The organism is Acidiphilium iwatense, from assembly GCF_021556475.1.
Lineage (GTDB): Bacteria > Pseudomonadota > Alphaproteobacteria > Acetobacterales > Acetobacteraceae > Acidiphilium > Acidiphilium iwatense.
Window position 1 is genome coordinate 1 of record NZ_JAKGBZ010000070.1, and the last position, 12,301, is coordinate 12,301.

General features: G+C 58.5%; 9 protein-coding genes and 1 pseudogene. 2 read left to right on the top strand and 8 right to left on the bottom strand.

What is annotated here, in order from left to right; translation table 11 throughout:
- Positions 1–109: pseudogene (locus L2A60_RS18740) on the top strand (IS5/IS1182 family transposase); the annotation flags it as partial.
- Positions 106–861 carry a helix-turn-helix domain-containing protein gene (locus L2A60_RS18745; RefSeq protein WP_235705995.1) on the top strand — a complete coding sequence of 252 codons (756 nt, stop codon included), beginning with the start codon at positions 106–108 and terminating at the stop codon, positions 859–861. The pseudogene L2A60_RS18740 and the gene L2A60_RS18745, both read left to right, overlap by 4 nt.
- Positions 862–1,126: 265 nt before the next feature.
- Here L2A60_RS18745 and L2A60_RS18750 read toward each other — a convergent pair whose 3' ends face one another.
- The 8 genes from L2A60_RS18750 to L2A60_RS18785 all read right to left on the bottom strand — a co-directional run bounded on the left by L2A60_RS18750 (position 1,127) and on the right by L2A60_RS18785 (position 12,135).
- Complete coding sequence (locus L2A60_RS18750; protein ID WP_235705996.1) at positions 1,127–2,806, bottom strand: RNA-binding domain-containing protein; 1,680 nt, start codon at positions 2,804–2,806, stop codon at positions 1,127–1,129.
- 135 nt (positions 2,807–2,941) lie between these two features.
- Positions 2,942–3,811, bottom strand: a complete 870-nt coding sequence (locus L2A60_RS18755) for a hypothetical protein (protein WP_235705997.1) — start codon at positions 3,809–3,811, stop codon at positions 2,942–2,944.
- The gene (locus tag L2A60_RS18760) at positions 3,812–4,333 is read right to left on the bottom strand and encodes a hypothetical protein (protein WP_235705998.1); all 522 of its coding nucleotides are present in this window, start codon (positions 4,331–4,333) and stop codon (positions 3,812–3,814) included.
- A gap of 371 nt (positions 4,334–4,704) precedes the next feature.
- Entirely contained in the window at positions 4,705–7,020 is a 2,316-nt protein-coding gene (gene hsdR / locus L2A60_RS18765) for an EcoAI/FtnUII family type I restriction enzme subunit R (protein ID WP_235705999.1), read from the bottom strand.
- Between the two features lie 278 nt (positions 7,021–7,298).
- Positions 7,299–8,324 carry an IS110 family RNA-guided transposase gene (locus L2A60_RS18770; protein WP_235706000.1) on the bottom strand — a complete coding sequence of 342 codons (1,026 nt, stop codon included), beginning with the start codon at positions 8,322–8,324 and terminating at the stop codon, positions 7,299–7,301.
- 156 nt (positions 8,325–8,480) lie between these two features.
- Complete coding sequence (locus L2A60_RS20800) at positions 8,481–9,701, bottom strand: restriction endonuclease subunit S (RefSeq protein ID WP_329603606.1); 1,221 nt, start codon at positions 9,699–9,701, stop codon at positions 8,481–8,483.
- Positions 9,698–11,419, bottom strand: a complete 1,722-nt coding sequence (locus L2A60_RS18780; RefSeq protein ID WP_235706002.1) for a class I SAM-dependent DNA methyltransferase — start codon at positions 11,417–11,419, stop codon at positions 9,698–9,700. The genes L2A60_RS20800 and L2A60_RS18780 overlap by 4 nt, the downstream gene beginning before the upstream one ends.
- Before the next feature lie 101 nt (positions 11,420–11,520).
- The gene (locus L2A60_RS18785; RefSeq protein ID WP_235706003.1) at positions 11,521–12,135 is read right to left on the bottom strand and encodes a conjugative transfer relaxase/helicase family protein; all 615 of its coding nucleotides are present in this window, start codon (positions 12,133–12,135) and stop codon (positions 11,521–11,523) included.
- Between the last annotated feature and the right edge of the window lie 166 nt (positions 12,136–12,301).

Below are 12,301 nucleotides of genomic sequence, written 5' to 3' on the forward strand. Positions count from 1 at the left end.
CTTTGCCAAACTCAAGCAATTCCGCGCCATTGCAACGCGCTACGACAAAACCGCCAGAAACTTCCTCGCAGGCGTCCACCTCACCGCCACCGCTATCTGGCTTAATTGACACCACACCCTAGTCAGATCAAGAACCTTAACCGCCATCTGATCGAACTCGGGCTGATCACGATGCGCGATAGCCCGAACGGCAAGCGCTATGGCAGGCGGGACAAGGCGGGGCGGATCATCGAGGCTTATGGCTTCGATCTATCGCCCCTGGCGGTGCGCCAGGCGGAATTCCGGGCGAGCGCGGAGAAGGGGCGGGCGCGGTTCGAGGCGATGCGGCACTGGCGACGGCGGGCGACGATCGCCTGGAAGGGGATCGAGCAGATCGCCGAGACGGCGGCCGAACTGGGCCTTCCGGCCGAGACGTGGCGCCAGCCGGCGATGGAGGCCCGCCAGATGGCCAGGCGGCTGGCCAGGATTGAGCGGCTGGAGGAGCTGGCTCTGGGGGTCGCCACCCTGGAGCGGCGGCAGGGCGAGGCCCGCGAGCGGCTGGAGGCGGCATTGGCTGCGGTCCGGCAACTGGCGGCAAGCCCGCCTGATTCTGTGAAAATTGGCCCCAGGGGGCCAGAAAATTGGCCCTATAATACACCTACAAATCAGCCCTTTGATCCTTCGGATACAGTAATTGCTCAGGAGAAAAGTAAGTCGGTTTCCGGTGGTGGGAAAAAACCATCCGCCTGGGACGGTTTGGATGCTGGCAACGTGGCGCAGACGGATTGGAGTGGATGGCGGATAGGGTGTCCGAAGAATTTTTTTGTTTTTGTGAGTTGTTTCAATATGCTAGTGATTAGATTAACAGATTATCCCACATAAATTACCACGAAACATCAATTGACCTCATTTACGCCCCTCTTCCGCTATAGCCTTTCTTCGCCGCACTCCGCGACATCCACGAGCTTCGCATGGTCCGTCTGCATGGGCACCCACCATGCAATCGACGGCATCGGCCTGGTAGGGTTGGACCTTGAATTTCAGCTTCATGGAATTCTCATTTAAGGCCTCTCTGCAACTCTGAATCGGTGGAGAGTCGTAACCGACTGAATTAATTGAATATTATAAGAAAACTCTCTGCAAGCTTCTATTTTTTTGCCGCCGACTTCTCTGCTAGCTGCCAGCAGGGTGCGGCATCAGAACCCGTATTCACAATCACTCCTTTTCGGCGAAACTTTGTAAGCAAGTTACTGATTTTTTGATGTTTTTGTTTATCGTCTAAAGCGTCACTGAGCTTAGTGGTCAACAGCTGGGTAATATCACCTCTGTTTGCCTGCCCAAATTTTTCTAAGTAGTCGGTCAAGAGCTTAGCATAGAATGTATCGTCTTGCGCCCGCATGCGAATGTAATCGGCCTTCTTCGCCGTTGCTTCCGCCACGACGGCCGACACATGGTAATTGGGTTTGCGCCCTTCGATTAGATGCGTGCGGCGCAGGTGGCTCGCGGCATCCTCGGTGATCGGCAACCGCTTCTGCACCCGGTCCAACGCCAGCACATCGGCCAGAGGTAGGCCGGTCTGTTGCATGAGTAGGCGGCTATAGGCCGGATCAACCACCCGTCCGTGGATAGTCAAGCACACCACATGAGGTTCACTGAGATCATAATCCGGGAGCGGTAAGAACCTTTGGCGTTGCCGACGGTAGATGTCCTGTATCCCATAACCCATGTGATCGATCATATTCAGCTCGGTCATGGCCTGCGCGAGAAACGGGTTGCGATAGCGATGCGGCACTCGCTCGGAAAGCACGTAATCTTCCGGCTGGCCCTCGAAAAAGCCGCCTTGATTCTCCAAAACCAACTTGTCTGGCCGTTCAATCACCACAATCCGCCCGGCGCGGGTATAGTCCTGGTGGGCGATACAGTTATGCAGGGCCTCCAGCACTACCTTCTGGTCATATTTTGCTACCTCATGAGCTAACAGCTCATTTCTAGGCAAAATACGCAGCTGAATGTTGCGGATGCGGGCGAATACCTGGGACGACGCAAGTAGGAAGGGTGGTCCGAAATGCTCGTAGGCGCGCTCGTCCCCTTCAAGCTTCCAGGTAATCTCCGCCGGATGCGGGGAGAGGTACCAGGCGGATTCGGGCCTACCAAGCAGCAAAAGGGCCGTACGCGTTATTTTCCCATTCTGTGTTACCTTGGCCCGGTCCAGCAAAGCGACATCACTCCAATTGACCATTTCTTCTGGCGTGATGCGGTTGGCGTGCTTGGCGATAAACCGTTCGCGGGCGATTTTCAGGGCGTTTGGATCTAGATCCGTGATCGATGCTTTCTCTACCACCTGCGCCGTCCAGTCAGTCCCCAGAGTCTGCCGACGAATATCGTCGAGCTTGTCTTGCCCGAGTGCCGCGAGGCTTTCGCCAGCGCGGCCATAGTAATGCCCGTTCCACGAAATTGGCATGCCGCGCGGGGCCGCCGGGATTTCGAACAGGATGACCCGGCCATCCTTGTGATGCAGGACATGAATATCGCGGAAAGTAAAACTTTCTGTTCCGTTCAGAACCTGCTGTTTATCCGCCTGCAAATGTTCTTGGGTTTCCTTATAGGTTGTGCCAACCACCGCGCGGGTCTTGTCTTCCACACCGAACACGAGCCAGGCCCGGTCCTGCCGACGCAAATTAGCTTCATTGGCCAGTGCCGAGACATATTTGCCCAGATCGCTGCTCGAAAACCCGTCTTTCCCGCGCTTAAACTCAACTACCTCATTCTCCCAATGGGATATGAGCTGGTTCAGCAATGTCTCGAGGGCAGCCTGATCGTGCGCCATGGGTCAGATCGCCTTGACGTCGGTTGAGAGCGAAAGCAGGGCAAAAATTCCCTCGACGCTGATAGCGCGGAATGTGTTGTCAATTATGTTTATCATCGCCTCCTTATAAACTCCGCTCCTTTCTGTATGGACCTGCTAATTAAGGGGACGATTTGAGTTTGTTATAAATAACTGGTCGTTGATGGGACCGCGATAAACCTTGTTGAGCAAAAAACTAAACAAAGCCTTGGCTCCCTTTCGATCCAGGGGAACCTCTATGCGTCCACTATTGATATTTAACGAAAAACCTATTGCCGTAGCCTTGTGTGCAATATCGGTGACAGGATGATTGCCAAGTACGTCAACCTTGACCACGGTATGGACGGCTTTTCTGATCCCTTCATCTGCCCCCGCGACAAATGCCGCTGCATCGGCTATCGTCAAACTAGGATGGTTGCAGAATGCTCTTAGCTCTATATCAGTAGCCTGCCTGTAAAAAATGCCTAAATCAAATACTCGCCTCAATAAAGAGAAGCTTTTAAATCGGACATCACCCGCAGGGTTAACTGTGGCCAAAAGATGGGTTCCAAGAGTGAAGGCTGGTTCGGTGAGCTTCTGAAATACGTTTCCATCATGAAGAAAAGTAAGCTTACTCGAAAGTATTTGCTGAGGTCCAAAACTCTGAATCAATAGGCGTTTGTTTGGTCCATTTCCTATCATGGTAAAAAGGGCCTTGATGCCTTCGTTTTGAAAATTATTTACGTCTAAAGGGGTAAGCGCAACAGCATTCTGACTTGCCTCCGCAAACAGGGCCTGCGCTTTAGGTAGGCCACGAGTTACTAAAATCTCGTCGGCATCAGGTTTCCAGTCTCCGGTAAAATCGATCTCAGCATTTATGCCGTCAGAGAACGCCGCATCCTGAGCCTGAAATATTCCATCAAGCTGGTTTTGAAGCTGGGCGTTCATTTGAACATGGCGAACAACCAAACTTCCAGCCAGCCTGCAAGCTGCATATAGCTGTGCCATCTATTTTCCTCCAAGGTCGAGAAGAAGGTATTCTGTTAATTGACCCACCTTAAGTTCCAGCGCTGCCGTGCGAAGGTGCTTTTTCGTAATAAGGATAAAAGTTACCCCCTCTGACGACTCGACCTTATAGAAATGCCAACCCAGCAAGCCCAACATTGGATTAAAATGATAATTATATCCAGTAGCCGTAATTATTCCGAAAATTACAATGGTCGGAACCCAAAACTGCCATTGGAGCGTGTCGAATTGAGATGTAAAAAGAGGCATAACGTATAAGAGTAAAAACGCCGTATTCTCGTGATCAGCGGCTTCTATGGACTCCGCTTTAAAGGTTGAGGCCGCGAGTTCATGCTTTGCGCGCCACAGAACAAACAGACAAACAAAAAAGAGAAAGAGGCTGATGCCACATATGGCAGCGGCCGTCACATGTTCGTGCTGAAAATAGGCGACCCATGCGTAGGTAAGCCCTACGGGCGCAAGGGCCGTACTCGTCAGCAACAGTCGCGCTAATACATTAAGCACCGAACACCGTCCGCTGGCTGCGCTGGAAAAATAATGCCTCTCCGCGCTTATCCGCTTTCACAATATCTGCCCCCAAAGGACCATATTATACACAATTAAAAGAACAAAACAAGAACAATAGGTGCGTTCTATGACGATCCTCCCAAAACGACCTTCCGAGCGATTGGGGCCGAAGGCCGAACGCTCTGTTCGGCGCAGCGGAAGGCGAAGCCTTCCTCGCGATACATCCGTATCAGCCGTACAAAGCGGCGCGCTCAACCCCCCGCCCGCAGGGCGGCCCCGAAGGGGCGCGGACCCACGCGCAGCCCTTGGGCGAGCATGGGGAGCGGGGTTGAACGCAGTAGCCGCCCCGTGTGGCCCCCTGTCCATCGCTAATGCACGCCTTCGCTGAACAGAAACTCTTGAAAACCGACAAACGCCGCTCGGATACCGGGCGCGGCCCCCAGCTCGGCCGTGGCGTCGGCCAGGGTCTGGTAGCGTAGCTCCAGCAGGCGGGCGAGTTTGTCCTGGTCCAGCTCTTCCACGCCCTGGGCCACATACTGGCCCATCACGAAGTCCAGGAACGCCTGGAGCTTGGCGTCATACCGGGGGAGGATTTCTCCCCGGTGTTTCTCCACGCGCTCGGCGCGAGTGATCGGCGGTAGAGCGAAGGCGATGTAGGCCAGAATGTCGAACACATCGCTCTTCTGGGCGTCTATCACCTTGCCCATCTCGGCAAGCTGCTCGCCGCCAAAGCCCCGCTCCGCCAGCGTGTTCAGCAGCGCCTCGCGCGTGTCCGGGCGGCCCCAGATGGTCCGCAGCTCCTCTTCGTCCTTGAACAGTTCCGGGAGCTGACCGAACAAGCTTTCCATGAACTGCTTAGCGGAAATCGGCCTGCCCTCCGGCCCCCAGAAGCTGGTGGTGCTGATATGCTGGATGGTCCGCTCCTTGCCGTCCGCCAGCTTGATTTTCAAGCGCTGGAGCTGCTCGGGCTCTTCGGATTGCCTGACTTCCACCCCTGGCTCCCCGGGTGCCGTGAGGTTGCGCGGTGTGACCGCAACGGGCTCCATCGGCTCGCCATCCCACTCAGGGTCCTCAAACATCTCATAGGCCCGGGCAAAATCCAGGATCGTGAAATAGTCCTTGCCTTCATACAGTCGCGTCCCGCGCCCGATAATCTGTTTGAACTCGATCATGGAATTCACCGGCCGCATCAGCACGATGTTGCGCACATTCCGCGCATCAACGCCGGTGGAGAGCTTCTGGCTGGTGGTGAGGATGGTGGGGATGGTCTTCTCGTTATCCTGGAAGGCGCGCAGATACTGCTCGCCCAGGGCCCCGTCATTGGCCGTTACGCGCACGCAGTAATTCGGGTCCTTGCTGGTCTTCACCTGGTTGATGAGGTCGCGCACCGCCGCCGCATGGTCCTGCGTGGCGCAGAACACCAGCGTCTTCTGCCGCTGGTCGACCTCGCCCATAAACGTGCGGACGCGGTATTCCTCCCGCGCCTTTATCTCGATGATCCGGTTGAAATCGCCCTCGGTGTAGCGTTTGCCCTCCACCACAGCGCCGTCCACCACCTCGTCATCCGGCGTGTACACGTAATCATCCAGCGTGGTGGCGAATTGCCGTACCTTGAAGGGCGTCAGGAATCCGTCATTGATGCCTTCCTTCAGCGAGTAGGTGTAAATCGGCTCGCCGAAATAAGCGTAGGTGTCCACGTTATCCTTACGCTTGGGCGTGGCGGTGAGGCCGAGTTGCACGGCCGGGGAAAAATGCTCCAGAATCCCGCGCCATGTCCCCTCATCATTCGCGCCGCCCCGGTGGCATTCGTCGATGATGATGAAATCAAAAAAGTCTGGCGGGTAGTCGCCAAAGTTCGGCGCGGAGTTCCCCTCGGCGTCCCGGCCGCTCATAAACGTCTGGAAGATGGTGAAGAAGATGCTGCCATTCTTGGGCACGCGGCCGCGTTTGCGGATAGCGTCTGGGGCGATGCGGACCAGCGCGTCCTCGGGGAAGGCCGAGAAGGCGTTATAGGCTTGGTCCGCCAGAATGTTGCGGTCCGCCAAAAACAATATGCGCGGGCGGCGGGTGGGCTGCCCGCTGATATTCCAGCGGCTCTGGAACAGCTTCCAGGCGAGCTGGAAGGCGATGAATGTCTTGCCGGTGCCGGTGGCCAGCGTGAGGAGAATTCTGTTCCGGCCATTGGCGATAGCCTCCAGCGTGTTCTCCACCGCATTGTGCTGGTAGTAGCGGGCCTGCCAGGTGCCGCTCTTGTCCTCAAACGGAATGGCGGCGAAGCGGTCTCGCCAAGCGTTCTGCTCCGCGAAGGCGCGGTGCCAGAGTTCGTCCGGCGTAGGGTAGCGGGAGACATACCCCTCCGCCCCGGTGTGCATGTCGATCTCATAGATGCCCGCGCCATTGGTGGAGTAGGCGAAGCGGGTCTGGAGCTTGGCCGCGTAGTTCTTGGCTTGGCCCACGCCCTCGGTGTCCGGCTTGTCCCGCCGCTTGGCTTCTATCACCGCCAGTTTGTGATTGCGGTAGGTGAGGACGTAATCGGCAATGTCCCCGCCTGCGCGGTTGCCTGCCCCTTGCAGGCGGCCCAGCGTGATCTCCTCCCGGCGCACCCGGCTGGCTTCCACCACGCCCCAGCCTGCCTGTTTCAGCGCGGGGTCGATCAGCTCAGCACGGGTTTCCGCCTCGTTCATGCGATGTCGCCTTTTCGCGTCATGTATGGACGGCCCCTTCCTGGCAAGGATTTTCTGGCGTGACGGCGCACGATCTGGAGCGGTCATGTATCCGGCCTGTTGATGCGGTCGTGTGGATGACCGCTGGCCCCGATGGGTTACGCGGATCGGCTTCCATGCATTGCGGCGCGCTAAGCGGCGCGATGACGTTTCGGAGTGTGCCGGTCCAGGTCCTGATCATTGTGCCGTCGTTTGCCTCTGGCTCCTTGCCTCGTGGAGGGTGCGGCGGTGGCGGTCGCTCAGACCGCCGCCACCGCTGCACCCCGATAGGTCTCGCCCGAGCGCAGTATGGCCCATGCGATCCGCGCGGTTTTGGCGGCCTGCGCCACCACCGCGACCTTTACCGGGCGCCGCGCCAGGATGCCGTACATCCAGGCCGTGCCGCGCTGCGGCCCGGCGCGGACCTGGCGCATCACGGCGCTGGCGCCATGCGTGAGCAGTCGTCGCACGCCGGGATCGCCTTTGCGGCTGATATGACCGAGCCGGCGCTTGTTGGCGCTCTGCTGCTCGCGCGGGGTCAACCCGACCCAGGCGGCGAAGTCGCGCGCCGAGCCGAACTGCCGGCCGTCGCCGATCGCCGCGACAATGGCGTGCGCGGTCAGCGGGCCGATGCCCGGCACCGTCATCAGCCGGCGCATCGTCGGATCGGCTTGCGCGTGCCGCACCAACTGCGCCTCCAACGCCTCGACTTGTTCGCTGGCCGCCCGCCACTGCGCGAGCAGACCCCGCAACGCGGGATGCAGGATCGTCGGGATTGCGGCGTCGCCCGCGTCGATGATGTCGCGCAGCACGGCAAAGCCGCGCAGGCCTTGCGCCGCCACCACGCCGAACTCCGCCAGCATCCCGCGCATCGCGTTCATCAACTGGGTGCGCTGGCGCACCAGCAGATCGCGCGCGGTCTCGATCCCGCGGGCCGCCTGTTGCTCGCAGCTCTTGAGGGTGACGAACCGCATCCCGGGCCGCTGCATCGCCTCGCAGATCGCCGCAGCGTCGCGCGCATCGGTTTTGTTGCGCTTTACGAATGGCTTCACGTAGGCCGCCGGCAGCAGCCGCACCGTGTGCCCCAGGCCGCTCAGCACCCGCCCCCAATGATGCGAGCTGCCACAAGCTTCGATGCCGATCGTCGCCGGCGGCAACTTGGCGAAGAAGCTCTCCATCGACGGCCGGCCCAAGCGCTTGCACAGCACCACGGTGCCGCTCGCGTCCTCGCCATGCACTTGGAAAACAGACTTGGCGATGTCCAACCCGATCATGATAGTGTTCATCCGGACGGTCCCTTTCCGCTGGGGTTTCAACACCCGCCAGCTTGGCACAGTGATGCCGTTCGGGGGCCGTCCACCCAGCATTGCGAGCCGCGCAGCGGCGTGGCAATCCATCTTCTCTCTGTATGGGTATAGAAAGAAGATGGATTGCCACGGCTGCTACGCAGCCTCGCAATGACGGGATTTTTCTCCGGTGAGTTCACCGGAGAACGCCTTTTGGAGGATGGCTTGTCTGAGTTCTGCCAAAACTGACGACTTCCTGTCGTAGAGGTCTTCAAGCTGCCGGACGCAGCTCGAAAGCTCATTTAGCGTCTCTACAATTCGCGCTTGCTCCTCCAATTCAGGAAACGGAAACGGCCGGTCCTCGAACGTGGCCAGATTGATGTTGTCCTGCGCGCTGCCTTTGCCTGCCGCCTTAAGCTGGGCTTGAACTGACCGTAGCAGGTACTCCACGAAATCATTGGTTGTCTGTTTGGGGTCAACGACCATCCCGATGACGCTGTCAGGGAAACAGGCGTCAAAGCCGAGTATTCCCGTTTCTGCGATATTTGCAGCTATGGTGATGCAGACGGTCCCTTTCGGCCACAGCTTGCTCTGGGCAAGTCCAGACTCATTGTAAGTCTGGGTGCTTTCCAAGATCGCATGGTCGCAGTTTCTTACGTCACCTGTCTGAATGAAGGGGTATTTTCCACCATAAAGCTTAGGGTCATTCCGAGGTCGGTGCTTTGATTTTCCTCGACCAAAATCGAGCGCCGCTTGGCGCAGCGTTTTTCTTTCCCAGGTAGCCTGTTCCTCATCAAACAACGCTTTCAAATGGCCGTCGAACAACTCCCGGGCGTTGGCGAGGTTCTTCTCGGCGTTGGCGGTTGCGGCTGCGATGCCCGCAAAGGCCTCATCGAGAATGGCGACAATGCGCTTCTGCTCGGGAAGAGGCGGGACGGGGATCGGGACTTCCTTAAGCTTACCCCCGGAAAGCTCCTTGAATGTTGTGCCTGTTCCGAGGTCATTCAGGAGCTGAACGATGCTGCCCAGATAATAAAACAGAAACTTATGGTCGATGGATCGGCCGGGTATCAAGCCTTTGCAACCCTGGTTAAAAGCCATCGGTTCTGTGTTGATCACCAAGTGGCCAATGGGCGCACGGGATGACAGAATGACGGACATGGGAGGAAGTGGCGTTGCAGAACTATTCTGCATTCCCAGATCAGACAGCATTCGCGCTGTTGTGGCTGCATAAGGGCTTTGCCGCTTCCCCATTTCAGCAGGTGTAATCCAAAAATGTTCGCCGCCCCAGAACTCGGCAACATCCGTCTTCGGCGTACCACCATTCACCAATTCGCAAACATCACCGACGGTTTTAGCCTGCCACCCGTCTCTCACAGCAGCCCCCGGATACCTTCAAGAATTCCTGCGCTCTCCGCATCCAGCCGCAAAATCTCAGCGATGATGTGCTCCGGGTCGCGCAGCGCCACCTCCTCGGCCTTGTTAGGGTTCTTCACAGAGAGGTCAAAGCTGGCCGGGTCGATGCTGGCGGCATCCACGGACCACGACTTTTCAGACTCCGCAAAGCTGGCCTGGAGGAGCAAAAAATCGGCCAGATCGGCATCATTCAGGGCGCTGGTCTTGCCCATGCTGCGGCCAGGGTCGAGCTGGTAGTACCAGATCCGCCGCGTGGGCGCGCCCTTCTCGAAAAACAGCACCACCGTTTTCACGCCCGCCCCCTGGAACGTGCCGCCGGGGCAGTCCAGCACCGTGTGCAGATTGCAATTCTCCAGCAACTCCTGGCGCAGGGCGCGCGAAGCGGCATCCGAGTTGGACAAGAACGTGTTCTTGATGACGATGGCCGCCCGCCCGCCAGCCTTCAGCGATTTGATGAAATGCTGGAGGAACAGGAAGGCGGTTTCCCCGGTCTTGATGGGGAAATTCTGCTGCACCTCCGGCCGCTCCTTGCCGCCAAAGGGCGGGTTGGCGAGGATGACCTCGAAACGGTCCTTGTCCTGAATGTCGGCGATGTTCTCGGCCAGGGTGTTGGTGTGGATGACGTTGGGCGCCTCGATGCCATGCAGGATCATGTTCATGATGGCGATGACATAGGCGAGGCTCTTCTTCTCCTTGGCGTAAAAACTGCGCTTTTGCAGGGTGTCGCGCTCGGCCGTGGTCTTGGCGCGGGAGTTCAGGTACTCAAACGCTTCGCACAAAAACCCGGCGGACCCGGCCGCGCCGTCATAGATGCGCTCGCCTATTTGCGGGTTCACCACAGCGATCATGGCGCGGATGAGCGGGCGCGGGGTGTAATACTCGCCCCCGTTGCGGCCCGCATTGCCCATGTTCTTGATCTTGGCTTCGTACAGATGCGAAAGCTCGTGCTTCTCCGCCTGGGAGCGGAAATGCAGCCCGTCGATCAGCTCCAGCGCGTCCCGCAGCGAATAACCGCTCTGGAACCTGTTGCGGATTTCCGAGAAAATCTCGCCAATCTTGTACTCGATGGTATCCGGCCCGGCCGCGCGAGCCTTGAAACCCTGGAGATAAGGGAAAAGGTCGCGGTCCACGTAGTCGATAAGGTCCGAGCCGGTGAGGGCGCGGTCGTGGTCAAAGCCGCCATCCGGCTTTTTGGGCGCGGCCCAGGAGGCCCAGTTATGCGGCGTGTCGATGATGCGGGTGTATGACCGGCCGTGCAGGTCCGCCTCGGTGGCGCGGGTGAATTCCAGGTCGTCCAGGTATTTGAGAAACAGCATCCAGGAGGTCTGCTCGGTATAGTCCAGCTCGGTCGTGCAACCGGCTTCCTTCCACAGCACATCGTCGATGTTCTTGAAAATCTGCTCGAAGCTGGTGCCATTGCCGTTGCCGGCGCGGGAAACTGGCCTGGCGGCGGACTTGGGCTGGGCCACGGGTGCCGGTGCCTCCGCTTGGGCTGGCTCCGCCAGGGCCACGGAGCCGCCCCGGCCCCGGCCTTTAACGATCCGCCCGTCCTCAAGCAGGGCCGCCTGCACCCGCGCATAAGTGCCGTCCTGCCAGCCCAGCTCCGCCTGGAGCTTGCCGTTACCGGCACTGCCCCCAAGTTCCGCCAGAACTTCCAAAAACCGCTCTTCTCTAGCCATTTAGTCTCTCCGATTCGCGGTTTTTGCCGCCGAAGGGGAGTTTGCATGACCGGATTCAGAATGACAACGCAAGGTAGGCCCGGATCAGGGCTCGCGGGAGGTTAGAGCGACATGCCGCCTTTTGCTTCTTGCTGGTTGCCTTTGCTTGCCGGAGACGAAAGGGCGTTCGTCAGAGCGGCCATGGGGGACAATATCGAAGCCAGCGCCGTCTGCTTCACACCGCTGCGCTCCTGGATGGCGGCGACCAGTTTGGCGCGGTCATCGGTATAGAGGGCTGTGGTTTCCTTGGCACGCGAGAGGCCCACGTAGAAGCTTTTCTGGTCGATCAGATGCGTGGCGGCGCTCTCGGCATGGATGAACGTGCGTTCGGCGGTGCGGCCCTGGGCCGCGAAGGCCGTCGCCACATAGCTATGCGCAATATGCTGGTTACGCGGGTCATCGAGCTTCAACGTCTCAACCTTGCCCCTGGCCAGCTGGACCGTGGCGCTGCGCGTACTGGGGTCAATGGCGGTAATTTCGCCCTGCTGGCCGTTAACCCGCCCCAGGGCGCGGTCATTGCGGGTGAACTGCATCTTGTCTCCCGCCCGCAGCTCGATCGTCTCGGCGATGAAGGCCTGAGACTGCGCCGCGCCCCATTGGCGGAGCCGCCAGTCGATCGTCCTTCCGGTCTGGTCAGCCAGCAAGATTGCCGCCTTGCTGGTGTCGATGCCGGTCACCCGGTAGGCCAGCGCTTTTGATATTCCCTTGTCAGCATAATCCTTCCTGCTTACCCATCTTGATCAGCCACTTTCAGAGCGGTACAAAACAGAGACATGATGCTGTGAGCGGAGGAAATCGATGGCTCGGAATGCGGTGCAGTTTCAGCGAGGGCTGAGCGAGGCT

Coding starts and splice junctions, on each gene's coding strand:
- L2A60_RS18780 (WP_235706002.1), bottom strand. CDS start 11,419: ATGGCTAGAGAAGAGCGGTTTTTGGAAGTTCTGGCGGAACTTGGGGGC.
- L2A60_RS18755 (WP_235705997.1), bottom strand. CDS start 3,811: ATGGCACAGCTATATGCAGCTTGCAGGCTGGCTGGAAGTTTGGTTGTT.
- L2A60_RS18770 (WP_235706000.1), bottom strand. CDS start 8,324: ATGAACACTATCATGATCGGGTTGGACATCGCCAAGTCTGTTTTCCAA.
- L2A60_RS18750 (WP_235705996.1), bottom strand. CDS start 2,806: ATGGCGCACGATCAGGCTGCCCTCGAGACATTGCTGAACCAGCTCATA.
- hsdR (WP_235705999.1), bottom strand. CDS start 7,020: ATGAACGAGGCGGAAACCCGTGCTGAGCTGATCGACCCCGCGCTGAAA.